Genomic DNA, 24,093 nt, shown 5'->3' with positions numbered 1-24,093 from the left:
GGGCGGGACACACGGGCGGATCAGGTGTGGGAGAGCGCGAAGGCGGACAGGAACCCGAGGACGGTGATCAGGCCGACCAGCAGGTGGGCGTCCTCGAACGCCTCCGGAACCATGGTGTCGGTGATCATCGCGAGGATCGCGCCCGCCGCCAGCGCCGTGATGACGGCCAGCACCTCCGGCGGCGCCCCACCCAGCAGCGTGTAGCCGGCCAGCGCCGCCATGCCGCTGACCAGGGCGATGGCCGCCCAGAGCCCGAACACGTACCGGCCGGTGCGGCCGGCCCGGCGCATGCCGGCGGCGCTGGACAACCCCTCCGGCACGTTGCTCAGGAAGACCGCGACCACGGTGACCAGGCTGACCGGGCCGCCGGTGAGCAGGCTCGCCCCGATCACCACCGACTCGGGTACGCCGTCCAGCAGCGCGCCCACCGCCATGGCGGAACCGGAACCCGGTCGTGCCCGCTCCGAGGGCTGCGCGTCGCCGGAGCGCTTGCGGTGCCGTGCGCCGAACCGGGCCAGCAGCAGGTTCGCCCCGGTGTACGCCAGCGCCCCAACGGTCGCCCCGACCGCGGTCGGCCCCAGACCGCCCCGCTCGTGCGCCTCGGCGATCAGCTCGAACGAGACGGCGGAGAGCAGCACACCCGCGCCGAACGCCATCACCGACGCGATGACCCTGCGGGGAACCCGGGCGAACCACCCGGCGGCCGCCCCGATCAGCAGGGCGGAACCGGCCAGCAGCCCCCACCCGCCCGCTTGCACCCACTCCGGCATGTCGGAGGACCGTACCCGGAGCAGAGAACCCGAAACCCGGTCAGAAGGCGGCGAACAGGTACGGCAGTTCGCGCGGGAAGATCCGCCGCAACTCGGCCGCCGCCTCGGGGCCGATCTGACCCAGCCCGCGTACGTCCACCTCGGCCGGGTCGAGCACCCCGTACGCCAGGGCGGAAAGCCCGGCGGCGGTGAGCGTCGCCGACGGGGCCGGCCCGCCGCAGGCCAGTTCCAGCCGGCCGGTCGTGCCGTCGAGCACGTGGCTGCCGCCCAGCCACCGGTCGTCGACCAGTTCGACGCGGACCCGACCCGGGCCGGCCGGCAGCCCGGCGAGCGCGTCCAGGGAGAGCAGGCGGGCCATCGGGGCGGGCGACCCGGGCCCGGACACCCGTGCCTCGACGTGCAGCGCCAGATCGGTCAGCCACAGCTCGGGCAACTCGTCGGCCGCGATCTGGAGGCTGACCCGCTCCACCTGGTCGACGTGCCGGGCGAGAAACTGCAACAGCAGTGCTCGGGCGTACGGGCCGGCGGCGAGCAGGTCGTCGCCGCACAGCTCACCGCCGTGGTCGTCGATCCGGTACGTGAGAACGCCGGCCGTCGCCCCGTCGACTCGCGCCGAGACCAGCCAGCGGTCGTCGCGGTCGCGCAGGCCGACCGCCCGGAAGTCCGGAAGGATCGCGAAACCGTGCCGCTCCCGCAGGCAGCGCTCGGTGAACGACCGGAAACCGGCGTACCCGGCCCCGATCCGTTCCCAGGTCACCTCGCCGGGCAGCTCTGCCCGCAGCAGCGGGGCCAGGTCGGCCGGGGAGAACCGGACCGTCCGCGCCCGGGGCAGCCCGACGTAACCGAACCGTTCGTAGAAGCCGGCCCGGAACGGGTACAACGCGGTGAGCGGGTGCCCCTCGTCGCGCATCTCGTCGAGGAGTCGGTGCATCAGTGCCCGGACGTGCCCCTGTCGGCGGGCCAGCGGATGGGTCGCCACCCCGGCCACCCCGGCCAGCGGCAGCACCCGGCCGCGCAGGTTCTGCCGCATCGGGATGGCGCTGGCCGCCGCCCGGGTTTCGCCGTCATCCTCGACCACCAGAGTCCGGTTGCCCTTGTTGTACGGCAGGTACCGGTGGAACGCCTCGACCCGCTCCTGGGTCAGGGGGGAGGCCTCGAAGGCGTAGGACTGGATCGGGAAACTGGTGGTCAGGCGTTCTTCGGCGGCCAGTCGGCGGATGGGCATCCACCCATCCCAACCCGGTTGCCGGCCGGTCGCAACCCGGATAGGCCGGCTCACACCTCGATGAGGTCGGAGACCACCACGGTCACGTTGTCCGGCGCGCCGGCCTGGTGGGCCAGCTTCACCAACTGCTCGCCGCACTGCTGCCGGTCGCCGTAGGTGGTCAGCGCGGCGTGGATCGCCGTGTCCTCCACGTAGTCGGAGAGGCCGTCGCTGCACAGCAGCAGCCGGTCGCCGACGAACAGGGTCAGTACCCCGATCGCCGGCGGCGCGTCCGCGCCCTGCACGGCCCGGGTCACCAGGGACCGCTGCGGGTGGTGCCGCGCCTGGTCGGGGGAGAGCGCCCCCTGGTCCACCAGAGCCTGGACGAAGGTGTCGTCCCGGGTGAGCTGGGTCAGCTCTCCGTCGCGCAGCAGATAGCAGCGAGAGTCTCCGACCTGGGCGAGGACCAGGGTGTCCCCGGCGAGCAGGCCGGCGGTCATCGTCGTACCCATGCCGTCGCGGGCGGGATCGGCGGAGATCGCGGCGCGGATGCGCTGGTTGGCGGTGCCGACCACGGCGCGCAGCGCCTCCGCGGCCTCGTTCGGGACGGTGGGCGGGACCAGTTCGTCCAGGATCCGGATGACGATCTCGCTGGCCACCTCGCCGGCGGGGAGCCCGCCCATGCCGTCCGCCACCGCTACCAGGCGGTCACCGGCGAGGGCGGAGTCCTCGTTGTTGGTGCGGACCAGGCCGACATCGTTGAGGATGGCCGAGCGGAGGATCAGCGTCATGCCACAAGCTTGCCGGATGTACCCGGCCGTCGTCTCTACGCGCGGCGCCCGGAGTGAAGAAATGATCCGCTCTCCACTGTCGAGGGTGCGCGGTGCGACGGTGTGTGTCGGCTCAGCGGCGGGGATAGCGCAGCAGCAGGCTGGCGGTCACCTCGTCGTCGCCGAGCGCGGCGTAGACGTGCGGGACGTCCGACGTCCAGCGCAGGTGGCCACCGGCGGCGGCGGTGCCGGGAGCGTCCGCCGGACCCGCCCGGAGCACGCCCGAGAAGACCGTCACGTGCTCGGTGACGCCCGCCTGGTGCGCCGGGGAGAACTGCTCCGCCGGGCCGCACCCGTAACCGGTAGAGCTCGTAGCTGGCGTCGGTGTCGGTGAATGACTCCAGCAGCGTGGCGGTGACCGCGGCGCCCTGCACGGTGGGGGTGGTCGCCGGTCCGGACAGCACCGCCGCCAGCGGTACGCCGAGCTGTGCGGTGATCGCGTACAGCGTCTCCAGGGTGGGGTTGCGCAGGCCGTTCTCCAGCGCGGAGAGGGTGGCCTTCCCCACCCCCGCCGTACGGGCCAGGGTGGAGAGCGAGACGCCCCGCTCCTCGCGCAGCGCGCGGATCCGCCGTCCCACCGCGTCCGGGTCGGCGTCGAGCGGTGGCCGCCGGCCTGGTCGCGCTTCGGTCATGTCGCTACGGTGCTACACATCACCGTTCCGTAAACGGAACGGCCGGAAGGGGTGCGATGACCGAGCGACTGCAACCGGTGTTGGCCGGCGCGGTGACCGCGCTGGTCGGCTTCGCCAGTTCGTTCACGGTCGTGCTGGCCGGGCTGCGCGCCGTCGGCGCCGACGAGGCGCAGGCGGCCTCCGGGCTGCTCGCGGTCAGCGTCGCCGCCGGCGGCTGCGCGCTCTGGCTCGGGCTGCGGCACCGGATGCCGATCGCGACCGCCTGGTCCACGCCCGGTGCCGCGCTGCTGGTGGCGACCGGGCCGGTGCCCGGTGGCTGGCCGGCGGCGGTGGGCGCCTTCCTGGTCTGTGGGCTGCTGATCGTGGCCGCCGGGCTCTTTCCCGCGCTGGGGCGGGCGGTCGCCGCCATCCCCGGCCCGGTGGCGGCGGCGATGCTGGCCGGAGTGCTGCTGCCGCTCTGCACCGCCCCGGTGCGGGCAGTGGTGGCGGTGCCCCGGCTGGCCGTACCGGTGATCGTCGTCTGGCTGGTGCTGCACCGCTTCGCCCGGCGTTGGGCGGTGCCCGGAGCGTTGGTGGCGGCGGCGGTGGCCATCGCGTCGACCACGTCGGGCGGGCAGGTGGGCCGCCTGCGGCCGGTGGTCGAGCTGACCACACCCGCGTTCACCGTGCCGTCGCTGGTCGGTCTGGCGCTGCCGCTCTTCCTGGTCACCATGGCCGCGCAGAACGTCCCGGGTGCGGCCGTGCTGCGAAACTACGGCTACCAGCCGCCGCTCGGCCCCGCGCTGCGGGTCACCGGCCTGGCCGGGGTGCTCGGCGCCCCGGCCGGCGGGCACGCGGTCAACCTCGCGGCGATCACCGCGGCGCTCGCCGCCGGCCCGGACGCCCACCCCGACCCGGACCGCCGGTGGATCGCCTCGGTGACCGCCGGGATCGGCATGGCCCTGCTCGGCCTCGGCGCCGGGGTGGCCACCGCGCTGGTGCTGCTCTCCCCGCCGGTGCTGATCGAGGCGGTGGCCGGGCTGGCGCTGCTCGGCGCGCTGGCGACCGCGGTCGCCGCAGCGGTCGCCGACCCGGGTGCTCGGGAGGCGGCGGTGGTGACCTTCGTGGTCACCGCCTCGGGAGTGAGCCTGCTCGGAGTGGGGGGCGCGTTCTGGGGACTGGTCGCAGGTTGGCTGATGCTGTTCCTCTTCCGCCGCCGCGACCGGCCCGCCGCGCCGCCGGCCGACGCCGACGGCGGTCGGGCGCAAGGGGCGACCGTCACGTCCACCCCGGCGGCCACCGGTCGCGGCTCCGCACGGTAGCCCGCCGTCGGCGTTCAGCCGGTGACGGCGATGCCCACCATCGGCCGCGCGGCCCTCACCGGCGGGTGGCCGGCACCGAAACCTCGGCCGGCCGCCGGGACTGGTCGACGGTGCCGCCCCGGACCCCGAGGCTGCCGCGCGCCGCCTGGTAGAACCCGTCGCGCATCTCGTCGGCCCGCTGGACCAGGGCCCCGAGGTCGTCCGGGAGGTCCGGCAACGCCCGCGCCGCCCGTTCGAGCGCCCGTACGGCGTGACGCCACGCCGCAGCCGCCCGTACGGTGGCCTCGTCACCGAGCAGCAGGACCCCCTCCCAGGTCAGGGTGTGCCGCTCGGCTGCCTCCGCCAACCGGGCCAGCCCCTGCTCGCGGTCGAGAGCCGGCCTGCCGGCACCGGGCCGGTAGGCGCTGAGCATCCCCATCGCCAGCAGGTGAACCTCCTTGACGGCGCGCGCGAAGTCGGCGTACGCGTCCAACCGCCGCTCGTCCCACCGCACCGTCTGGTTGCGCCGCCACCGAGCCCGTTCGGCCACCGTCGTGGCGATCATCGTGCCGACGGTGCCGACCACCACGCCGATCAGCGCCGGCAGCTGCGTCAGCAGGGTCTCCAGCAGTTTCATCGCCATTCCCCACCATGATCCGGTCACGCCGTCCGCGCGTCCATTCAGGACAGGATGCCGGTGGGTGTCCACCAGTCCTCGTCGGGGGACGGTGGTGGGGACGTGGGCAGCAGTCCGTCCGTCACTCCTCCGGAGGGAGGTCACCGGCGGGGACGTCGAGGCGCACCCGACCGTCGGTGATCGCGGCGATCTGGTCCGCCGGCACGTAGACCGCGCCGGTGCGGGCCAGTTCGGTGGTGACCTTCAGGTAGCCGGTGCGCAGCAGTCGGGCGGCCAGGTCGGCCGGCACGTCCGGCTCCTCGACGGCCGCCGCCTCGATCAACTCGTCGATGCTGCTGCCCGGATCGGTGGTGGGTGCCTGCACGGCCACCGCGTTGGGGTCGCCGCGCTGGACCAGGTCGACCGTGCCGACCTCGACGCCCACGGCGTCCACCACCGGCATGCCCGTGGTGACTTGGGAGAGGATCGCCTGCTGCTCCATGTTCGGGCGGTTCCCGGCCCCGCCCGGCGCTAAACGCCGTTCGGTGGGGCCCAGGCGCTCGGTGGGCGCGGGGACAGCTCCCGCCAGACGTCGGTCCCGTCCAGGAGCGCCCGGACCGTCTCCTCGGCCTCCTCGACGCTGGCGTACTCGTAGAACTGGGAGACACCCTCGGCGCCGCCGGCCCGCTGCTCGACGTGCCACCGGTCGCCGTCCACCCGGAGGAAGACGTCCCGCCGGGCCAGTCGCCCCCACTTGCCGTTCCACCAGTGCCTACGCTGCTCCATGGCCGGACTCTATCGAACACGTGTACGAGACACGTCGGCCCCTGCGGGAATCCCACAGGGGCCGATGTTTCTCAGGTGCGTCAGCGCGGCGCCGGTGGCTCCGTACGCCGACCGAGCACGTCGTCCAGCGCGCCCCGCTGGGCCGGGGTGCCCTGGTTGCCGGCGAGCAGCGCGTCCCGGATCTCGGTGAGCAACTTGACCTCCTCGCTGGGCGCCTTCGGCGGTGGCTCCTCGCCCCGTTGTCGCCGCTCGGCGAGCCTGTTCATCGGGTAGACGACGAGGAAGTAGAGCACCGCCGCGGTGAGCAGGAAGGTGATGACCGCGTTGACGAACGCGGCCCAGTCCATGAGGTTGCCCTCGCTGATCTCCCAGGCGCCCGCGAACTGGTCCTTGCCGCCGCCGACCAGCTTGATGATCGGCTTGAGGAATGAGTTCGTGAACGCCGTGACCAGGCCGGTGAACGCGGCGCCGATGACGACACCGACCGCCAGGTCGACGACGTTGCCGCGCATGATGAAGTCTTTGAAACCCTTGAGCATCCGCACTCCCGTGCTGTCCGTCCTGTGGTCGGGACAACCTATGCCCCGGGAGGCGGTTCCAGAAAAGCGCCCGCCTCGACGGCCGCCCGCGCCGGGTCGCCGGCCCGGATCGCCTCGACCAGCCGGCCGTGGTCCACGTACCGTTCCGGCTCCAGCGCGTCGCCCATCGCCTGGGCGACGGTACTGCGCAGCGCGACCCCGACCGAGGCGTAGAGCTCGGCGAGCATCCCGTTGTGGGCGGCGGCGACCACCGCCGCGTGCAGGGTGGCGTCGGCCTCGACGAACTCCTCGACCCGGCCCGAGCGCCAGGCCGCCTCCCGGGCGGCGAGCGCCTCGTCGAGGGCCGCCACATCCTGCGGGGTACGCCGCAGCGCGGCCAGTCTGGCCGCCTCCACCTCGAAGGCCCGCCGCACCTCGATCACCTCGGCCATCCGGTCGTCGGTGAGCCGGCGGGCCACCACCGGGGCCAGTTCGTCGGTCGACACCACGTACGTGCCCGAGCCCTGCCGGCACTCCAGCACCCCGGCGTGCACCAGGGCACGGACCGCCTCGCGCACGGTGTTGCGCCCGACGCCGAGCGCGGCGACCAGTTGCGGTTCGGTGGGGATCCGGCCGCCGACCGGCCACTCGCCGCCGAGGATCCGGGCCCGCAACTGCGCGATGGTCTGCCGGACCCGGTGCCCGCGCGGCGGCACGGCGCTGGCGTCCACCGGGGGTGTCACCGGTTACAACTCCTGCCGGAATTCATCCCATGATTGTAGGTTCGAGGTCATGACCCCGCCACCCACCGGCACCGCCGTCCCCACCGGCCGACCGGCCACCGGAACGACCGTGCCGACCACCGCCCGGCCGCAAGCGTCCGCCGAGACCCACCGGCCGCGATCCGGCGGCCCGCTGGTGCTGGTCGCGATGCTGCTGGTCGCGCTCAACCTGCGCGCCGCGGTGACCAGCCTCGGCGCCCTCCTCGACGAGGTGCGCACCGGGCTGGCGCTCTCCGGCACCATGGCGGGGTTCGTCACCACGCTGCCCACCATCGCCTTCGCCGGCCTCGGCGCGCTCACCCCCTGGATGGTCCGCCGGTGGCCGGCCACCCGGGTGCTGGTGCTGGCGATGCTCGCCCTCACCGTGGGGCAACTGCTCCGGGTGGCCACCGACTCGGCCGCCGTCTTCGTGCTCACCAGCGCGCTCGCGCTGGCCGGCATCGCGGTGGCGAACATCCTGCTACCGATGCTGGTCAAGCAGCACTTCCCGCACCGCACCGGACTGGTCACCGGGGCGTACACGATGGCCCTGACCGTGGGCACGACGGTGGCCGCCGCCGCCGCGGTGCCGGTGGCCCACGCCTTCGGCTCCTGGCGGGCCGGTCTGGGCGTCTGGGCCGGCCTGGCCGCGGTGGCCGTACTGCCGTGGGTGCCGCTGGCGCTGCGGGACCGCGCCGCCCGGCGGGCCGCGACCGCCGGGGTGGCGCGCGCGCCCCGAACCCGGATCCGGCCGGGCCGCACCCGGTTGGGTTGGGCGATGGCGGTCTATTTCGGTGCGCAGTCGCTCAGCGGGTACGCGATCATGGGCTGGTTGGCGCAGCTCTTCCGGGACGCCGGCTACCGTGCCGAGACCGCCGGGCTGCTGCTCGCCGGCGTCACCGCGCTCGGCGTGCCGGTCGCCCTGGGGATGCCGACCCTGGCCGGCCGGCTGGGCACCCTGCGCCCGGTGGTGCTCTCGCTGACCGCCTTCTCCGCCGCCGCCTACCTGGGCCTGGCGCTGGCCCCGCGCGGCCTCGCGCCGCTGTGGGTGCTGCTGCTCGCCCTCGGTCAGGGGGCCTTCCCGCTGATCCTGACCACCATCGGCCTGCGGGCCCGTACGGCCGACGGCACCGTCGCGCTGTCGGCGTTCGCGCAGAGCACCGGGTACGTCATCGCCGCGCTCGGCCCGCTGCTGGTCGGCATCCTGCACGAGGCGACCGGAGGCTGGACCGCCCCGATCGGTTTCCTGCTCGGCGCGCTCGCCGTGCAGACCGGCGCGGGCATGATGATCGCCCGCCCCCGGTTCATCGAGGACGAGCGATGAGGGGGTCGGTCAGGAAGAGGCCGGTGTGGGATCGCCCGCGACGGCCTGCTCCACCGTCGGGTAGGTGTGCAGCACCTCGACCAGGCCGCTGACCTCGAGGATGCGCAGCACGCCGCGCTGCGGGGCGGCCAGCCGGACCACACCGCCGGCCTCGTCGCAGCTGTTCTTGGCGCGGACGAAGACCGACAGCCCCGTCGAGTCGCAGAACGACACGTTCGCCAGGTCGAACACGAGACGGCTGCGGCCCTTGTCGAGCAGGTCGGTGATCTGGTCCTGCAGCTGCGGCGCGGTCGCCATGTCGAGCTCGCCCGCGACCGACACGACGACGACGTCGCCGCGCTGTTCCGTGTGCACCGTCAAGGACATTGAACCTCCCGTTATCGGTGGAACGGTATCCCACGGACGGGGTGCCACGCAGAACGGGAGGAGGTTCCGGTGGAGCCAATCATTCCTTTGCCTCGTGGCAAGTAAAGCGGCCGGGGCCGGTGATAGAGTCCGCCCGTCCGGCGCAGAGGAGGGATCATGGCCCTGACCATGGAGGAGAGCGGCCGGCTCGTCGGCCTGCTGACGACGCACGCGGAACGTGTCGTCCAGCGCTGGACCGACATCGTCGCCGCGTTGCTGCGCGGCCGGCTCAGCCAGGCCGAGCTGCGCCTGCAGGTGCAGGAGCTGCACCGTAGCATGATCGACGCGGGTGCTGAAGGGCTCACCGACATCCAGTCGGGCAGCGCCGGTGAGCTGCGGGCGTCGCTCGCCGAGCTGTCCCGTGGCTGGGCCCGGCAGGGTTTCTCCGCCACCGAGACCGCGGTGAGCCTCTACGCCCTCAAGGACGTGCTGTTCGAGCTGGCCGAGACCGGTGAGGTGGAGCTGCGGGACGTCGTCGTCTTCGGTGGCCTCGTCGACCAGATGGGCCTGTTCACCTTCGAGACCTACGTGCAGACGCGCGAGGGGCTGATCGCCGACCAGGCCGAGCAGCTGCTCGAACTCTCCACCCCGGTGGTCAAGATCTGGGACGGCGTGGTCGCCGTGCCGCTGGTCGGCACACTCGACTCGGCCCGCGCCCAGGTGGTGATGGAACGGCTGCTCCAGACTCTGGTCGACACCGGCTCCCCGCACGCGATCATCGACATCACCGGCGTGCCGGCCGTCGACACCCAGGTCGCCCAGCACATCCTCAAGACGGTGGTGGCCGCCCGGCTGATGGGCGCCGACTGCATCATCTCCGGCATCCGGCCGCAGATCGCGCAGACCATCGTCGCCCTCGGCATCGAGTTCGGTGACATCGCCACCAAGGCCAGCCTGGCCGACGCGCTGCGGCACGTGTTGCGGCTCACCGGGATAGAGGCCGCCCGCCGCCAGCCGCGCAGGGAAGCGTGATGGAGCGGGTGCCGGTCCTCAAGATCGGCGACATCCTGCTGGTGTCCATCCAGATCGACATGTCCGACCAGACCGCGCTCGCCCTCCAGGAGGACCTGGCCGAGCGGATCGTGGAGATCGGCGCGCACGGCGTCGTCATCGACATCACCGCGCTGGACATCGTCGACTCCTTCGTCGGTCGGATGCTCTCCACCATCGCCTCGATCTCCAAGGTCCTCGACGCCGAGACGGTGGTCGTCGGGATGCGTCCCGCCGTCGCCATCACCCTGGTCGAGCTGGGCCTGTCGCTCAACGGCATCCGCACCGCGCTGAACGTCGAACGCGGCATGAAGCTGATTGCGGCGAGCCGCGAGAACGACCTCGGGCATGACGAAGAGGTGAAGGATCCGGAGCCGGGACAGGCGGCGACATCAGCATGACCGCGGGCGTCGACCTGAGCCCGAAGGCCCAGGCGATCGGCAGCGACGAGGACGTCGTCCGGGTCCGGCAGTTGGTGCGTACCGTGGCGGTGGCGGTCAAGCTCTCCCTGGTCGACCAGACCAAGCTGGTCACCGCCGCCAGTGAGCTGGCCCGCAACACGCTGATCTACGGCGGTGGCGGCAACGCGGAGGTGACGGTTGTGGACGACGGACGGCGCCGGGGCGTACGGATCGTCTTCGCCGACTCCGGCCCGGGCATCCCCGACCTCGACCTGGCCCTCACCGACGGCTACACCACCGGGGGCGGCCTCGGCCTCGGCCTGAGCGGCGCCCGCCGGTTGGTCGACGAGTTCATCGTCGAGACCGCCGCCGGAAAGGGCACCCGGGTCACGGTGACCAAGTGGTCCCGGTGAGCGCCGAGGCCGTCCCCGCCGCCGGCGTCTGGTACCGCGTGGAGTCCGGCGGTGCGGCGAGCACCGTCCGGCGGACCGCCGAGCGGCTCGGCACCCAGGTCGGCCTGACCCCGAACCGCGTCGCCGAACTCGCCATCGTCACCGCGGAACTCACCAGCAACCTGGTCAAGCACGCCCAGGAGGGCATGGTGTTGGTCCGCCCGGTGCGGGTGGAGGGTGAGGCCGGCGTGGAACTGGTCGCGGTGGACTCCGGGCCCGGCATGGCCGACCTGACGGTCTTCGCCCGCGACGGCCACTCCACCACCGGCACCCTGGGCATCGGGCTCGGCGCCATCGACCGGCAGGCGACCTGGTACGACGCCTGGTCGTGGCGAGGAAAGGGCACCGTGTCGGTGGTGCAGGTCTGGTCGAAGGACGTGCCCGCCCCACCGATGTGGGCGGCCGGGCTGACCCGGCCGATCACCGGTGAGCAGGTCAGCGGCGACGGTCACGCGGCGCGGGTGGTCCAGGGGCGGCACCAGGTGCTGGTCTGCGACGGCCTCGGGCACGGCAGCCTCGCCGGTGCCGCCGCCGAGGCCGCCCTGGCCGCGTTCCGCGCCGCGCCGGCCGCGCCGCCCGCCGTGGTGGTGCAGCACCTGCACCAGTCCATGGCGCACACCCGTGGTGCGGCCGTGGCGGTGGCCGAGCTGGATCCGGCGGGCCTGCTGCGCTACGCGGGTGTCGGGAACATCGCCGGCGTCGTCCTCGGCCCCGGCGACGGCCGGAAGCATCTGGTCTCGTTGCCCGGGATCGCCGGTCACCAGCGGCCGGTCATCCGGGAGTACGACTACCCGTTCCCACCCGAGGCGACCCTGGTCATGCACAGTGACGGGGTGGTCGGCCGGTGGCGGATCGAGGACTATCCGGGGCTGACCGGCCGTTCGCCGCTGGTGGTCGCCGCCACCCTGCTGCGGGACGCCGGCGTCCGGCGCGACGACGCCTGCGTGCTGGTCGCGAGGAGCCCGGGGTGAGGCGAGCCGAGCCGCTCCTGCAGATGACGCTCCGGGTCGAGCAGGACATCTTCATCGTCCGGCAGCGGGCCCGGGAGGTCGCCGCCGCCGTCGGCCTGGAGCACCAGGACCAGGTCCGGGTCGCCACCGCGCTCAGCGAGGTGGCGCGGGACCTGCTGCGTGTCGTGGGCGGCGCCGACGTCGCGTTCACCGTGGCCGAGTCCCCGGGGGGCCGTAGCGCCCTGAGGGTCGATCTCACGCCGGTGCGCCCGCTGCCCGAGGGCCGGTACGAGCCGCAGTCCGGCGCGGTGGCGCGTCTGCTGGACACACTGGGCGTGTCCAGCCGCGAGGGGGATACGGTCGTGAGGATGTCCCGTCGCATTCCGGCCTCCACCGCCTCGCTGACCTCGGCGCGGCTGGCCGAGCTGCGTGCCGAGCTCGGGCACAGCACACCGACCACCGCCCTGGACGAGTTGGCCACCCAGAACGAGCAGCTCATCGCCGCGCTGGACGAGGTCCGCGGCCAGCGCGACGAACTGGCGGTGCTCAACGCGGAACTGGAGGAGACCAACCGAGGTGTGATGGCTCTCTACACCCAGCTCTCCGAGGAGCTGGAGGCGACCAACCGGGGTGTGGTGGCGCTCTACGCGGAGCTGGACGAGAAGTCGGCGCAACTGCGGGCGGCGAGCGAGTCGAAGAGCCGGTTCCTGGCCAACGTCAGCCACGAGTTGCGGGCCCCGGTGACCGCGATCATCGGCCTCGGTCGGCTGCTCACCGACCCGGCCTCCGACCCGCTGAGTCCGGCGCAGGCCGAGCAGGTCGACCTGATCCGCTCCTCCGCCGCGGATCTGCTGTCCCTGGTCAACGATCTGCTCGACCTGGCCAAGGCCGAGTCGGGGCGGATCGAGCCGGAGTGGACGCAGGTGGACCTGCGGGCGGTCTTCGGCCAACTGCGCGGCACGCTGCGGGCCCTGGCCAACCGGCCGGCGGTGAAGTTGGTGGTGGAGGAGCCACCGGCGCCGGCCGTGCTCCGGTCGGACGAGGTCCTGCTGTCGCAGGTGTTGCGCAACCTGCTGCACAACGCGCTCAAGTTCACCGAGCGGGGCGAGGTCCGGATGCGGGCCGAGCGGGACGGTGACCGGTGGCGGCTGTCGGTCACCGACACCGGTGTCGGGATCCCGCCGGAGCTACAGGGGCGGATCTTCGAGGAGTTCTACCAGGTGCCGGGCCTTGGCCGCCGGGGCGGCACCGGGCTCGGCCTGCCGTACGCGCGGCGGCTGGTGACGCTGCTCGGCGGCACCCTGGAGCTGGCCAGCGAACCGGGCGGGGGCAGCACCTTCACCGTCGCCCTGCCGGTGAGCGAGGAGTGAGGGTGGCCGGCGATCAGGCGACCGTGCTGGTGGTCGACGACAGTCGCACCAAACGGTACCTGCTGGTCAGCTGGCTCACCCGGGCCGGCTTCGAGGTCCGCGAGGCGGAGACGGGCACCGAGGCGCTGGAACGCGTCGCGACCGACCGGCTCGACCTGGTGGTGCTCGACGTACGGTTGCCCGACCTGAGCGGCTTCGACGTCTGCGAGCGGATCAAGGCGGACCACCCGGCGCTGCCGGTGATCCACGTGTCCGCGCACGCGGTCGACGTGGTGGACCGGGCGCAGGGACTGACCCGGGGCGCGGACGCGTACCTGGCCGAGCCGATCGAGCCCGACGAGCTCATCGCCACCGCCCACGCGGTGCTCCGCTACTACCAGGCGAGGCGGCGCGCGGAGTTGCTTGCCGAACGGCTCACCGGGCTGGCCGACACCACCGTCGCGGTGCACGCCGCCGCGAACTTCGCCCGCCTGCTGGAGGAGGCGGTCACCGGCGCGGCCAAGATCTTCAAGAGCCCGGCGGCGGTGGTCGCCGAGACCTTCGACGGAGAGTCCCTGGCGGGTGTGGCCGCCGGACCGGGCGCACCGCCGGCGATCGTGCCATGGGGCGTCGATGACACGGGGATCCCGAAGGGCGCCACCGTGTGGATCGACGATCCGGCGCAATGGGGGCTGGTGTCCTGGCCGGCCGGGGACACGGTGACGGTGGCGGCGGCCAGGCTGCGCGACGACCGTGCCCCGCTCTACGTGGTGGTGCCGTCGGCCACCCAGACCGCCCGGACGCCGGTGCTGGTGCAACTCGCCCAGGCGGTCGCCTCCGCGGTGGAGGCGCAGCGCTCCTACGACGAGGAACACCGGATCGCGGTCACCCTCCAGCGCAGCCTGCTGCCCCGGAAGCTGCCCGAGGTCGCCGGTCTCGACATGGCGGTGCGGTACGAGCCGGCCAGCGCGCGCACCGAGGTGGGCGGGGACTTCTACGAGCTGGTGATGCTCGACGGTCACCTGTTGGTGGCGATCGGGGACGTGGCCGGCCACTCGCTGCACGCGGCGACCGTGATGGCCGAGCTTCGGCACGCGATGCGGGCGTACGCGGTGGAGGGACACCAGCCCGCGGTGATCCTGGACCGGCTCAACGAGCTGATGCGCTCGCTGCTGCGCAACGAGTTGGCCACCCTGTGCGTCCTGCTGCTGCACCCGCCCACCGGGCGGATCCGGATGGCCAGCGCCGGGCACCTGCCGGCGTTGGTGAGTGACGACGGCCGGGTGGACTTCGTCCAGCAGTCCGCGCCGTTGCTCGGGGTCCGCGCCGCGCGCCCCGACGATCTGGAGTTCGTCCTGCCGCCCGGGGCGACCCTGGTGCTCTACACGGACGGGCTGATCGAACGGCGGGACGCCACGATCGACGAGGGGCTGGCGGCGCTCGCCGCCTGTGCCGCTCGGGTGGACGACGACCTGGACCGGTTCTGCGAGCGGCTGCTGGTCGAGCTGGCGCCGCGGGAGATCCACGACGACGTCGCGGTGGTGGCCGTCCGCCGCCACTGATCGCCCGGCAGGTGGCGGCGGAAGCGCAGCTCCCGCCGGAGCCGAGCCGGGTCCAGGATGCCCCGGTGGCCGCCGCGCGGCTGTCGCATTTGTTCGAGGCCACCTTCTTACGCTGGTTTCATGGCAACCCAGACTAGTGCTCTGCTGGCCGTGGCCGCGCCGAGGACCGTCGCCGTGGTCCGCGCGATCGCCGACGACCAGCTCGACCTTCCCCACACCCTGCCCCGACTACACCGTTCGGAGCCTGACGAACCACCTGTACGACGTGGTGGTCAACTTCCAGGACCTGGCCGCGCGCCAGGCGGTGGACTGGTCGGCGAAGACCGACCACCTGACGCCGGGGTGGCGGGACGGGTTCGCCACGGAGGCCGGGCGCCTGGTCGAGGCGTGGGCGGACCCGACGGCCGAGGAGGGCGTCTCGCCGGGGATGGGGCTGCCCCAGGCGACGGTCGGCCTGATGGGGCTGAGCGACCTGGTGCTGCACGGCTGGGATCTGGCACGGGCTGTCGGCCTGCCGTACGAGCCGGCGCCCGAGTTCGTCGCCGCCGGGCACCGGTTCATGGGCGAGACGGGTCCGATGGGCCGGCAGATGGGCGCGTTCGGCCCGGAGGTGGTTACCGCCCCCGGCTGCGCCGAACTGGACCGGCTGCTCGGCCGGGCCGGCCGCGACCCCGCCTGGGGTGCTTGACGTCACTATTCGCGCAGTGAATAGTACGACGGGTGTCCACGTCGCACCTTCTGCTCGGGCTGCTCGCCGCCGGCAACCGGCACGGGTACGAGCTGAAGCGTGCCCACGACAGCCGGCTGCCCCGGGCCCGTCCGCTCGCCTTCGGGCAGGTCTACGCCACCCTGAATCGACTCGCGCGGGACGGGCTGGTGGCGGCCATCGGCCAGGAGCGCGAGGCGGGCCCGGACCGGACGGCCTACGCGCTCACCGCCAGGGGCCGGCAGGAGCTCGACCAGTGGCTCGCCACGGTCGAGCCGCCCGCGCCGTACGTGGCGAGCACCCTGTTCGCCAAGGTGGTGGTGGCCCTGCTGGCCGCCGACGTGGACACCGCCCGGTCGTACCTGGTCGCCCAGGCGCGGGCGCACACCGACCGGCTGCGCGAGCTGACCACGGTCAAGACCGCGCCGTCGGTCACCCTCGACGACGTCGTCGCGGCCGACTACGCCATTGCCCACCTCGACGCCGACCTGCGGTGGTTACGGACCACCCTGGAACGCGTCGCCGACTGGCACCGGGAGGTGCGCTCGTGACGGACCTCCAGGCCCGCGGTGTGGTCAAGGCGTACGGGCCGACACCCGCCCTGCGCGGGGTCACCCTCGACGTCGCCGAGGGCGAGATCGTCGCCGTCACCGGCCCCAGTGGCTGTGGCAAGTCCACCTTGCTGCACTGCCTGGCCGGGATCCTCCGTCCCGACGCCGGTCAGGTGACCTGGCGGGGCCAACGGATCGACACCTGGTCCGAGGCGGCCCGCTCGAAGCTGCGGCGCACCGAGTTCGGGGTGCTGTTCCAGTTCGGCCAGCTCGTCGCAGAGCTGACCGCGGCGGAGAACGTCGCGCTTCCGTTGCTTCTCGCCGGCACGGGGCGGCGAGAAGCACGGACGGCGGCGCTCGGTTGGCTCGAGCGGCTCGACGTGGCCGACGTGGCCGACGCCCGCCCCGGCGAGATGTCCGGCGGGCAGCAGCAGCGGTGCGCCCTGGCCCGGGCCCTGGTCACCGAGCCTCGGGTGCTCTTCGCCGACGAGCCGACCGGCGCGCTGGACACCCTCGCCGGGGAACAGGTGCTCACCCACCTGGTCCGGCTCGCCCGGCAGCAGCGCACCAGCGTGGTGCTGGTCACCCACGAGCCGCGAATCGCCGGGTACGCCGATCGGGAGGTGATGCTTCGCGACGGTGTCGTCGACGCCACCGGTCTGGGTCTCGACCTGCCGATCGTTGGAGGCGGCCGGTGACACCGTCCACCCTGGCCCGGCTCGCCCTGGCCGGCAGTCGCACCGACACCGCGCGGGTCGTGCTGACCGCGTGCAGCGGCGCCCTGGCCACCCTGGCCGGGCTGGCCGCGCTCACCGTGCTGGCGATACCGACGCCGACCTGCTGCGACGGCCTGAACTACTCCCAGCAGTACAGCAACGCGCTGCTGCGCGAACCAGGGCTACGCGGCGGCACCGCGTTCGCGCTGCTGCTGCTCACCATCCCGGTGCTCGCGCTGGCCGGGCAGTGCGCACGGCTCGGCGCCCCCGCCCGGGACCGCCGCCTGGCCGCCCTGCGGCTGGCCGGAGCGACCCCCGGGCAGGTGACCTGGCTCGCCGTGGCGGAGACCGGACTGGCCAGCCTGCTCGGCACACTTGCCGGGCTGGCCACCTACCTGGGCGGTCGACAACTGCTGCACCGCCCGGACGAGCGGGGTCACCTCGCCCTCCCCACCGACGTGCTGCCGCCCACCGGCGTCACCGCCACGGTGGTGCTCGGTCTCCCACTCGTCGCCGCCCTGATCAGCGCGCTGTTGCTGCGCCGGGTCAGCACCAGCCCGTTCGGTCTGACACGGGTGGCTCGACGGCAACGGTCACCCGGCCCCTGGTCTCCCCTGCTCGTCACGCTCGGGCTGGCCTGCTTCACCGCCGTCCGTCCGATCCTGCGCTGGTACACAGACCACCAGCGGGAGCCACCCGCGCTGCTGGCACCGGCCCTGGTGGTCTGCGGCGGGCTGGCCGCCATGCTCGGCGTGGTGATCGGCACCGGCTGGCTGTCGTACGCCGTGGGGAGTCTGCTGCACCGGTACGCCCGCGGCCCAGCGGCGCTGCTGGCCGCCGCCCGCCTGATGGCCGACCCGTGGGCCGGCAGCCGTACCTTCGCCGCGCTGCTGGCCGCGCTCCTCCTCGGCGCCGGCGCGGCCGGGCTGCGCTCCTGGTTCCACGCCAACGACGAGGTGACCCGGTCAAGCGGCGGGGAACCGGAGGCGAGCGACAACTTCTACCTCGACACCATGGATCTGGTCGATCTCGCGGTGGCGGTGGCGGTGGTGGTCGCGGCCGGCGGGCTGCTCGTGGCGCTGGTCGAGGGAATCGCCGCGCGTCGGCGCGCGTACGCGGCGCTGGTGGCCGCCGGCGTGCCACGGGGCACCATCGGCCGGTCGATCGCCTGGCAGGTGCTGGCCCCGGCGGTGCCGGCGGTGGCGCTCGCGCTCACCGTCGGGTTGCTGCTCGCCCGGGGTCTCTTTCGCGTGCCGGCCGACGACGGGGTCACCGTGACGCCGGACGTACCGGTGGAGCAGTTGGCCTGGATCGCTGCCGGCGCACTGGCGGCGGTGCTCGTCACGGTCGGGGTCGGCCTGCTCTTCCTGCGCACCAGCACCGCCGTGGAGGAGTTGCGGGCCGGCTGAGGGGTGCGTGCCCCCCAGCCGGCCCGGGAACCGTCAGGCGCAGCCCAGCCGGTCGAGGATCCAGGCGTTGACGAAGGCCTCCTCGCGCCAGGCGTCGTACCGGCCGCTCGGGCCGCCGTGGCCGGCGCCCATCTCGGTCTTGAGCAGGTAGTCGCCCTGCGGGGCGACCGCCCGCAGCCGGGCGATCCACTTCGCCGGCTCGTGGTAGAGCACCCGCGTGTCGTTGAGGCTGGTCACCGCCAGGATCGCCGGGTAGTCCACCGGGGCGACGTTCTCGTACGGGGCGTACGACTTCATGTAGGCGTACACCTCCGGATCGTCGAGAGGGTTGCCCCACTCCTCCCACTCGGTGACGGTCAGCGGCAGGGACGGGTCGAGGATCGAGGTGAGCGGGTCCACGAACGGCACCTGCGCCACGATCCCGGCGAACGCGTCCGGGGCGAGGTTGGCCACCGCGCCCATCAGCAGCCCGCCGGCCGACGCGCCCCGGGCTACGAGCCGGTCGCCGGCCGTCCAGCCGGCCTTGACCAGGTGCCGGGCGCAGGCCACGAAGTCGGTGAAGGTGTTCTTCTTGGCCAGCAGCTTGCCCTCGTCGTACCAGCGCCGGCCCAGTTCGCCGCCGCCCCGGATGTGCGCTACGGCGAAGATGACCCCCCGGTCGAGCAGGCTGAGCCGGGCGATGGAGAACCACGGGTCCATGCTCGCCTCGTACGAGCCGTACCCGTAGATCACGCACGGCGCCGAGCCGTCGCGTGGCGTGCCCCTGCGGCAGACCAACGAGATCGGCACCCGGGTGCCGTCGTCGGCGAGCGCCCAGTCCCGGTGCTGCTCGTAGTCGGCGGGGTCGTACGCCCGCCCGTCCGGACCGGGTTTCACCGGCTTCTGCCGGCGCAGCACCATCTGCCGGGTGACCAGGTCGTAGTCGTACACCGAGTCGGGGGTGACCAGCGAGGTGTAGCGCAGCCGGATCTCCCGGGTGCGGTACTCCGGGTTGGCGTCCAGCCGGACGCTGTAGAGCGGCTCCGGGAAGTCGATGTCCCACCCGTCGCCGCCGCCGACCGGAACGACCCGTAGCGCGGTGAGACCGTTGGTGCGCAGCGAGACGACGAGGTGGTTGTCGAAGGCGTCGACCGCCTCCAGTCGCGTGCCGGGGGAGTGCTCGATCAGTGGCACCCAGTCGCCGGGGGCGTCGGCCGAGGTCCACGCCAGCGCGAAATCCTCGGCGTCGTCGTTGTGCAGGATCAGGAAACGGTGGCCGTGGTGCTCGATGGTGTACTCGACGCCCTGCCGGCGGGGCGCGACGACCGCCGGCTCGCCGGTCGGGTTGCCGGCCGGGATCACCCGTACCTCGCTGGTGACCTTGCTGTGGATGTCGATGACCACGAAGCGCTCCGAGCGGGTCAGCTCGACACCCACCCAGAACCGCTCGTCGTCCTCGGAGTGGACCACCACGTCCTCGCTCGACGGGGTGCCGACGACGTGCCGCCAGACCCGGTGGGGTCGCCATGCCTCGTCCACCGTGACGTAGAAGAGCACCGAGGCGTCGGCCGACCAGGCGGTGCCGTAGAACGTCCCCGGCACCTCGTCGGCGAGGAGTTCGCCGGTGCTCAGGTCCTTGATCCGCAGGGTGAACCGCTCGTCGCCGGTGAAGTCCGTCGAGTACGCCAGCCAGCGCCCGTCGGGGCTGACGTCGAACGCGCCGAGGGCGAAGAAGTCGTGCCCCTCGGCGAGCGCGTTGCCGTCGAGCAGGATCTCCTCGCCGTCGAGCGGGGCGCCGTCCGCGCTGATCGGCGGCGCGGTCTCACCGTCGCGGACCGCCCGGCGGCAGTGCACGCCGTACTGCTGCCCTTCCACCGTGCGGGTGTAGTACCAGTACCCGTCCTTGCGGGTGGGCACCGTCAGGTCGGTCTCCTGGGTGCGCCGGCGGGTCTCCTCGAACAGCTCCGCGCGTAGCTCCGCCAGGTGCGCCGTGCGGGCCTCGGTGTACGCGTTCTCCGCGGTCAGGTGGGCGATCGTCGCCGGGTCGTCCTTGGCGGCCAGCCAGGCGTACTCGTCGATGACGGTGTCGCCGTGGTGGGCGCGCTCGGCGGGCACCCGCTTCGCGACGGGCGCGGGCGACGGCTCCAGGTCGGGGCGCGGCGCCAGACGCGCCGAGTTGGAGTTGCCGGGGGTCTCGGTGGTCACGGCGTCACGTTACCGGCCGGCCGCGGTCCGTGGCGCACCCGCGTCGGCGACCCGCCGCCAGGTCTTTAGAACATGTGTACGATGACCGGCATGGCGGCAGCAGCGAACCCGACCGGCGCGACGGAGATCACCCGGCGGCTGGCCGCGATATGCGGTCCGTCCTTCGCCCGTCGCGCGGGCGCCGCCGACGAGGTGGCCGGCCGGGTCGCCCGGTGGGTGGCCGTCCCCGGTGGCCCGGAGGCGGCGGCCGAGGTGCTGCGGCTGGCCGCCCGGCACGACCTGACCGTGGTGCCGCGCGGTGCCGGCACCAAGATCGACTGGGGGGTGGCGCCCGGTCGGGTCGACATCCTGCTCGACACCGGCCGGCTCGCCGGCATCGGCCACCAGTCGGCGGATTCACCGGTGGTCGAGGTCGACGCCGGCACGCCGCTGCGTGCCGTCCAGGCCACCCTGGCCCGCACCGGCCGGCGGTTACCGCTGGATCCGCCCTCGCCCGGGGCCACCCTTGGCGGGGTGCTCGCCGCCGCCGAGGCCGGCCCGCTGCGGCACCGGCACGGCACCGCGTGCGAGCAGCTCGTCGGCCTGCGCTGGCTGGCGGCCGACGGCGAGCTGGTCGGGGCCGGGGTGGGCCCGGCGGAGCCGTCCGCCGGTGCGGCACCGGTCGGGTTGGACGTCGGGCGGCTGCTCTGCGGCTCCCAGGGTGGGCTCGGGGTGCTCGTGTCGGCCACCGTGCGGGTGCAGGCCGCGCCCGCCAGCCGGATCTGGGTGACCCGCCCGGTGTGGACGCCGCTGGAGGTGCACGATCTGGTCCGCGCGGTGCTCGCCGCCCGGCTCGACCCGGCTGCGGTCGAGCTGGACCTGCCGGCGGCCGGGGTCGCGCCGCCCGGCGAGGACTCGGCGCGCGCGGCGGCCCGCGCCAACCATCCCTCCATGGCGGGGCGGCGGGCGGGCACGGCGCGGCGCGGGGCGGGCACCCTGGCGGTGCTGCTGGAGGGCGGCCCCGCCGACGTGGCCGAACGGGTCGACCGGCTGGTGACGCTCTTCGAGGGTGGGGCGGCGGTGGACAGCGCCGCCCCGCGCTGGTGGCGGCGCTACCCGTTCGGGCCCGGCGACACCGCACTGCGCGTCGAGGTGCCGACCAGCGACCTGCACGCCGCCGTCTACGCGCTGCGCGACGCGGCCGGCGTCCCCGTCCCGGTACGCGGATCCGCCGGGCTCGGTGTGGTGCACACCGCCCTGCCCGCAACGATGCCCGAGGATCGGGTCGCCGCGATCCTCGCCGCCGTCCGAGGGGTGCTGCTCGCCCGACGGGGGCGGTGCGTGGTGGTCGCCGCGCCACCGGCGGTCCGGCGGGCGGTCGACGTGTGGGGCGAGGCGGCGGTGATCCCCCGACTCCGGGCGGCGAAGGACCACCTCGACCCGCACCGACGGCTCGCCCCCGGGCGACTGCCGGGTGGCCTCTGACCGGCCCGTGCGTCAGGCCAGCAGGTGACCAACTCCGTTCGCGCCAGGCCGTGCCCCCACCCGGTCCCGTTGCCGCGATCTACCGCACATCGATGCGGTGAGGCACCGGGGCGGGACGGAGCCGAATCAGAGGGCGTCGTTGCGCAGGACCAGGATGGCGATGTCGTCGCGCGGGGTCTCCACCGAGAAGTTGATCGCGGTGGCGCGCAGCCGGGCGGCCACCACGTCCGCCGAGTACCCCGCCAGCGGGGCGGCGGCGTCCCGTAGCCGGTCGACGCCGAACAGCTCCCGGCCGCGCCGGCGCTCGGTCACCCCGTCGGTGTAGAAGACCAGCGAGTCGCCCGGGGCGAGCGGGATCTCCGCCGTGGGTGACGTGATCGAGTCGAGCAGACCCAGCGCGGTGCCGCCGATGCCGACGAAGGAGGCACCGCCCGCGCCGCGCAGCAGCACCGGCCGGTCGTGGCCGGCCAGGTGCAGCGACACGTCGAGCTGCCTGCGTCCAGCCGGGCCGACGGCGGCGAGAGCGAGCGTGCAGTACCGGCCGCCGCCGCGCTCGACCAGCGTCTCGTTGAGCCGGGACAGCACCTCGGGCAGCGGCTTGCCGTCGCCGATCAGCACCCGGATCACGTCCCGGACGAGCCCGGTCACCGCCGCCGCCTGGATACCCTTGCCGGAGACGTCACCGATGACCACCAGCCAGCGGCCGTCCGGCAGCGGCACCACGTCGTAGAAGTCGCCGCCGACCTCGGCGTCGTCACCGGTCGGGACGTACTCGGCGGCGAAGCCGATCCCCTCCACCACCGGCAGCCCGGGCGGCAACAGCGACTGCTGGAGGGTCTGGGCCACCCGTCGGCGCTCCGCGTGGATCCGGGCGTTCTCGATCGCCAGGGCGGCCCGCCGCGCCACGTCCTCCAGCACGGCGACCTCGTCCGGGTCGTGCCGGTGCCGCACGTGCCGGCCCACCGCCAGGGTGCCGAGCCGCTGGCCGCGAGCGATCAGGGGGACGGCGAAGCCCTCCATCGGCGGGCCCAGCGGCACCTGGGTGGCGCTGCGGGACGCCTCCCGCAGCCGGGCCTGGATCGAGTCCGGGCCGGTCTCCTGGAGCACCTTGTGCAACTGGGGCAGGACCGACTCGTCAGCGTGACTGGAGGCGGCCAGCCGCAGCCGGCCCCACTCGTCGGTGGTGTGCACCGCGCACCACTGGCCGAGCCGGGGCACCACCAGCTGCGGGATGAGCGCCATGGTCAGCTCGACGTCCAGCGACTGGGCCAGCAGTTCGCTCGCCTCGGCCAGGAAGGTCAGCCAGGCCTGCCGGCGGATGTCCGCGCGGCGGAGCCGGTCGTTCTCCAGGTGCAGCGAGAGCCGCTCGGCGGCGAGCACCGCCAGCGGCCTGGCGTACGCCGAGGGCGCCGCGTCCAGCTCCAGCTCCCCGGCGTACGGGCGGTGCACCGCCAACGGCACCTGAAGCAGTTGGTTGCCGGGGCGGGGCTGGCGGCCGTACCGGGCGAGCACCTGGGTGCCCTGCCCGTCGCCCCGGTCCAGCCGGACCACGCCGCCGGCCGCGCCCACCATCTCGGCGACCCGGGTCAGCAGGTCGGCGGCGAAGTCGGGTAACGGGTCCTCGGCGTACGGGTCGGGGGCGGTCTGGGTCAGCTCGCTCATCGCGGCGGCGCTCGGCGCGGAACTCGCTGTGGCCGTACCCTCCCCGGCTCCGGCCGGTACGTGTTCTCCCACCGCCGCCTCGACCGGCGTCCTGCCGGACCGGTCCAGCCGGAACCAGACCCCTTTACCGGTGGGCAGGTACGTGGTGCCCCAGCGGCTGGCGAAGTGGTCGACGAGCAGCAGCCCACGCCCCCGCTCGGAGACCTCGCCGATTTCCTCGCTGTCGTTGCGGATGCCCACCGCCAGGTCGTCGACCGGGCCGGCGGCGAAGTCGGTGACGGTGACGGTGAGCCCGACCCGGTCGGCCACGACCTCGATGTCCAGTTCGGTGCGGGCGTGCTCCACGGCGTTGGTGGAGAGTTCGGTGGTCAGCAGCAGCGCCTCGTTGAGCAGGTCGTCGAGGTCGGCCTCGGTGAGCACGGAGCGGACCAGCGCGCGGGCGGCGGCGAAGTGGTCGACGAGCAGCAGCCCACGCCCCCGCTCGGAGACCTCGCCGATTTCCTCGCTGTCGTTGCGGATGCCCACCGCCAGGTCGTCGACCGGGCCGGCGGCGAAGTCGGTGACGGTGACG

At 73.7% G+C, this 24,093-nt stretch carries 25 protein-coding genes and 1 pseudogene; 13 read left to right on the top strand and 13 right to left on the bottom strand.

What is annotated here, in order from left to right; translation table 11 throughout:
• Positions 1-20: 20 nt before the first annotated feature.
• The 5 genes and pseudogenes from E1165_RS19070 to E1165_RS30030 all read right to left on the bottom strand — a co-directional run.
• A complete protein-coding gene (locus E1165_RS19070) occupies positions 21-770 on the bottom strand; it encodes a ZIP family metal transporter (protein WP_132393148.1) in 750 nt (249 codons plus the stop codon).
• Positions 771-810: 40 nt separating this feature from the next.
• Positions 811-1,995: an enhanced intracellular survival protein Eis gene (eis, locus tag E1165_RS19065; protein ID WP_132393147.1), complete on the bottom strand. Its 1,185-nt coding sequence runs from the start codon at positions 1,993-1,995 to the stop codon at positions 811-813.
• Between the two features lie 50 nt (positions 1,996-2,045).
• The gene (locus E1165_RS19060) at positions 2,046-2,765 is read right to left on the bottom strand and encodes a PP2C family serine/threonine-protein phosphatase (RefSeq protein ID WP_132393146.1); all 720 of its coding nucleotides are present in this window, start codon (positions 2,763-2,765) and stop codon (positions 2,046-2,048) included.
• A gap of 112 nt (positions 2,766-2,877) precedes the next feature.
• The gene (locus E1165_RS30035; protein ID WP_243704869.1) at positions 2,878-3,042 is read right to left on the bottom strand and encodes a hypothetical protein; all 165 of its coding nucleotides are present in this window, start codon (positions 3,040-3,042) and stop codon (positions 2,878-2,880) included.
• Between the two features lie 214 nt (positions 3,043-3,256).
• Positions 3,257-3,436 (bottom strand): annotated as a pseudogene (locus E1165_RS30030) (helix-turn-helix domain-containing protein); the annotation flags it as partial.
• A gap of 56 nt (positions 3,437-3,492) precedes the next feature.
• Here E1165_RS30030 and E1165_RS19050 point away from each other — a divergent pair.
• Positions 3,493-4,737, top strand: coding sequence for a benzoate/H(+) symporter BenE family transporter (locus E1165_RS19050; RefSeq protein WP_132393145.1), 1,245 nt, complete (start codon positions 3,493-3,495; stop codon positions 4,735-4,737).
• A 55-nt stretch (positions 4,738-4,792) separates the two neighbouring features.
• Here the strand turns inward: E1165_RS19050 and E1165_RS19045 are convergent, their stop codons facing one another.
• From E1165_RS19045 to E1165_RS19025, 5 genes are all read right to left on the bottom strand, one after another.
• Positions 4,793-5,353: a hypothetical protein gene (locus E1165_RS19045; RefSeq protein ID WP_243704868.1), complete on the bottom strand. Its 561-nt coding sequence runs from the start codon at positions 5,351-5,353 to the stop codon at positions 4,793-4,795.
• Positions 5,354-5,474: 121 nt separating this feature from the next.
• A complete protein-coding gene (locus tag E1165_RS19040; RefSeq protein WP_132393144.1) occupies positions 5,475-5,834 on the bottom strand; it encodes a hypothetical protein in 360 nt (119 codons plus the stop codon).
• 29 nt (positions 5,835-5,863) lie between these two features.
• The gene (locus tag E1165_RS19035) at positions 5,864-6,118 is read right to left on the bottom strand and encodes a hypothetical protein (protein WP_132393143.1); all 255 of its coding nucleotides are present in this window, start codon (positions 6,116-6,118) and stop codon (positions 5,864-5,866) included.
• Positions 6,119-6,198: 80 nt separating this feature from the next.
• Positions 6,199-6,657, bottom strand: a complete 459-nt coding sequence (gene mscL, locus E1165_RS19030) for a large conductance mechanosensitive channel protein MscL (RefSeq protein ID WP_132393142.1) — start codon at positions 6,655-6,657, stop codon at positions 6,199-6,201.
• 38 nt (positions 6,658-6,695) lie between these two features.
• Entirely contained in the window at positions 6,696-7,379 is a 684-nt protein-coding gene (locus tag E1165_RS19025) for a FadR/GntR family transcriptional regulator (protein ID WP_132393141.1), read from the bottom strand.
• A gap of 49 nt (positions 7,380-7,428) precedes the next feature.
• On the opposite strand from E1165_RS19025, the gene E1165_RS19020 reads away from it, so the two are divergent.
• Complete coding sequence (locus E1165_RS19020; protein ID WP_132393140.1) at positions 7,429-8,721, top strand: MFS transporter; 1,293 nt, start codon at positions 7,429-7,431, stop codon at positions 8,719-8,721.
• A 9-nt stretch (positions 8,722-8,730) separates the two neighbouring features.
• Here E1165_RS19020 and E1165_RS19015 read toward each other — a convergent pair whose 3' ends face one another.
• The gene (locus E1165_RS19015; protein ID WP_088976933.1) at positions 8,731-9,087 is read right to left on the bottom strand and encodes an STAS domain-containing protein; all 357 of its coding nucleotides are present in this window, start codon (positions 9,085-9,087) and stop codon (positions 8,731-8,733) included.
• Between the two features lie 156 nt (positions 9,088-9,243).
• Between E1165_RS19015 and E1165_RS19010 the strand changes: the two genes are divergently transcribed.
• From E1165_RS19010 to E1165_RS18965, 10 genes are all read left to right on the top strand, one after another.
• Positions 9,244-10,098, top strand: a complete 855-nt coding sequence (locus E1165_RS19010; protein WP_132393139.1) for an STAS domain-containing protein — start codon at positions 9,244-9,246, stop codon at positions 10,096-10,098.
• On the top strand, positions 10,098-10,517 hold the full coding sequence (locus tag E1165_RS19005; RefSeq protein WP_132393138.1) for an STAS domain-containing protein: 420 nt from the start codon (positions 10,098-10,100) through the stop codon (positions 10,515-10,517). The genes E1165_RS19010 and E1165_RS19005 overlap by 1 nt, the downstream gene beginning before the upstream one ends.
• Complete coding sequence (locus E1165_RS19000; protein WP_132393137.1) at positions 10,514-10,930, top strand: ATP-binding protein; 417 nt, start codon at positions 10,514-10,516, stop codon at positions 10,928-10,930. Before E1165_RS19005 ends, E1165_RS19000 begins: the two co-directional genes overlap by 4 nt.
• Complete coding sequence (locus E1165_RS18995) at positions 10,927-11,940, top strand: SpoIIE family protein phosphatase (RefSeq protein ID WP_132393136.1); 1,014 nt, start codon at positions 10,927-10,929, stop codon at positions 11,938-11,940. The genes E1165_RS19000 and E1165_RS18995 overlap by 4 nt, the downstream gene beginning before the upstream one ends.
• A 23-nt stretch (positions 11,941-11,963) precedes the next feature.
• The gene (locus E1165_RS18990; RefSeq protein ID WP_132393151.1) at positions 11,964-13,289 is read left to right on the top strand and encodes a sensor histidine kinase; all 1,326 of its coding nucleotides are present in this window, start codon (positions 11,964-11,966) and stop codon (positions 13,287-13,289) included.
• A 2-nt stretch (positions 13,290-13,291) separates the two neighbouring features.
• Positions 13,292-14,830 carry a SpoIIE family protein phosphatase gene (locus tag E1165_RS18985; RefSeq protein ID WP_132393135.1) on the top strand — a complete coding sequence of 513 codons (1,539 nt, stop codon included), beginning with the start codon at positions 13,292-13,294 and terminating at the stop codon, positions 14,828-14,830.
• A gap of 265 nt (positions 14,831-15,095) precedes the next feature.
• Positions 15,096-15,518, top strand: a complete 423-nt coding sequence (locus E1165_RS18980) for a TIGR03086 family protein (RefSeq protein ID WP_243704867.1) — start codon at positions 15,096-15,098, stop codon at positions 15,516-15,518.
• A 32-nt stretch (positions 15,519-15,550) separates the two neighbouring features.
• Complete coding sequence (locus E1165_RS18975; RefSeq protein ID WP_132393134.1) at positions 15,551-16,087, top strand: PadR family transcriptional regulator; 537 nt, start codon at positions 15,551-15,553, stop codon at positions 16,085-16,087.
• The gene (locus tag E1165_RS18970) at positions 16,084-16,785 is read left to right on the top strand and encodes an ABC transporter ATP-binding protein (protein WP_132393133.1); all 702 of its coding nucleotides are present in this window, start codon (positions 16,084-16,086) and stop codon (positions 16,783-16,785) included. The genes E1165_RS18975 and E1165_RS18970 overlap by 4 nt, the downstream gene beginning before the upstream one ends.
• A complete protein-coding gene (locus tag E1165_RS18965; RefSeq protein WP_132393132.1) occupies positions 16,782-18,212 on the top strand; it encodes an FtsX-like permease family protein in 1,431 nt (476 codons plus the stop codon). The genes E1165_RS18970 and E1165_RS18965 overlap by 4 nt, the downstream gene beginning before the upstream one ends.
• A gap of 33 nt (positions 18,213-18,245) precedes the next feature.
• Here the strand turns inward: E1165_RS18965 and E1165_RS18960 are convergent, their stop codons facing one another.
• Complete coding sequence (locus tag E1165_RS18960; protein ID WP_132393150.1) at positions 18,246-20,339, bottom strand: S9 family peptidase; 2,094 nt, start codon at positions 20,337-20,339, stop codon at positions 18,246-18,248.
• Positions 20,340-20,486: 147 nt separating this feature from the next.
• On the opposite strand from E1165_RS18960, the gene E1165_RS18955 reads away from it, so the two are divergent.
• Entirely contained in the window at positions 20,487-21,860 is a 1,374-nt protein-coding gene (locus tag E1165_RS18955; RefSeq protein ID WP_132393131.1) for an FAD-binding oxidoreductase, read from the top strand.
• A gap of 126 nt (positions 21,861-21,986) precedes the next feature.
• Here the strand turns inward: E1165_RS18955 and E1165_RS18950 are convergent, their stop codons facing one another.
• Complete coding sequence (locus E1165_RS18950; protein ID WP_207916954.1) at positions 21,987-24,020, bottom strand: SpoIIE family protein phosphatase; 2,034 nt, start codon at positions 24,018-24,020, stop codon at positions 21,987-21,989.
• Between the last annotated feature and the right edge of the window lie 73 nt (positions 24,021-24,093).

The sequence above is a fragment of the Micromonospora sp. KC723 genome (genome assembly GCF_004348595.1).
In the GTDB taxonomy this organism is placed as follows: Bacteria; Actinomycetota; Actinomycetes; order Mycobacteriales; family Micromonosporaceae; genus Micromonospora.
The sequence above is the reverse complement of the archived record's forward strand: the minus strand, read 5'-3'. Positions and strand labels throughout refer to the sequence as shown.

Coding starts and splice junctions, on each gene's coding strand:
- E1165_RS19070 (WP_132393148.1), bottom strand. CDS start 770: ATGCCGGAGTGGGTGCAAGCGGGCGGGTGGGGGCTGCTGGCCGGTTCC.
- eis (WP_132393147.1), bottom strand. CDS start 1,995: ATGCCCATCCGCCGACTGGCCGCCGAAGAACGCCTGACCACCAGTTTC.
- E1165_RS19060 (WP_132393146.1), bottom strand. CDS start 2,765: ATGACGCTGATCCTCCGCTCGGCCATCCTCAACGATGTCGGCCTGGTC.
- E1165_RS19050 (WP_132393145.1), top strand. CDS start 3,493: ATGACCGAGCGACTGCAACCGGTGTTGGCCGGCGCGGTGACCGCGCTG.
- E1165_RS19045 (WP_243704868.1), bottom strand. CDS start 5,353: ATGAAACTGCTGGAGACCCTGCTGACGCAGCTGCCGGCGCTGATCGGC.
- E1165_RS19040 (WP_132393144.1), bottom strand. CDS start 5,834: ATGGAGCAGCAGGCGATCCTCTCCCAAGTCACCACGGGCATGCCGGTG.
- E1165_RS19035 (WP_132393143.1), bottom strand. CDS start 6,118: ATGGAGCAGCGTAGGCACTGGTGGAACGGCAAGTGGGGGCGACTGGCC.
- mscL (WP_132393142.1), bottom strand. CDS start 6,657: ATGCTCAAGGGTTTCAAAGACTTCATCATGCGCGGCAACGTCGTCGAC.
- E1165_RS19020 (WP_132393140.1), top strand. CDS start 7,429: ATGACCCCGCCACCCACCGGCACCGCCGTCCCCACCGGCCGACCGGCC.
- E1165_RS19015 (WP_088976933.1), bottom strand. CDS start 9,087: ATGTCCTTGACGGTGCACACGGAACAGCGCGGCGACGTCGTCGTCGTG.
- E1165_RS19010 (WP_132393139.1), top strand. CDS start 9,244: ATGGCCCTGACCATGGAGGAGAGCGGCCGGCTCGTCGGCCTGCTGACG.
- E1165_RS19005 (WP_132393138.1), top strand. CDS start 10,098: ATGGAGCGGGTGCCGGTCCTCAAGATCGGCGACATCCTGCTGGTGTCC.
- E1165_RS19000 (WP_132393137.1), top strand. CDS start 10,514: ATGACCGCGGGCGTCGACCTGAGCCCGAAGGCCCAGGCGATCGGCAGC.
- E1165_RS18990 (WP_132393151.1), top strand. CDS start 11,964: ATGACGCTCCGGGTCGAGCAGGACATCTTCATCGTCCGGCAGCGGGCC.
- E1165_RS18955 (WP_132393131.1), top strand. CDS start 20,487: ATGGCGGCAGCAGCGAACCCGACCGGCGCGACGGAGATCACCCGGCGG.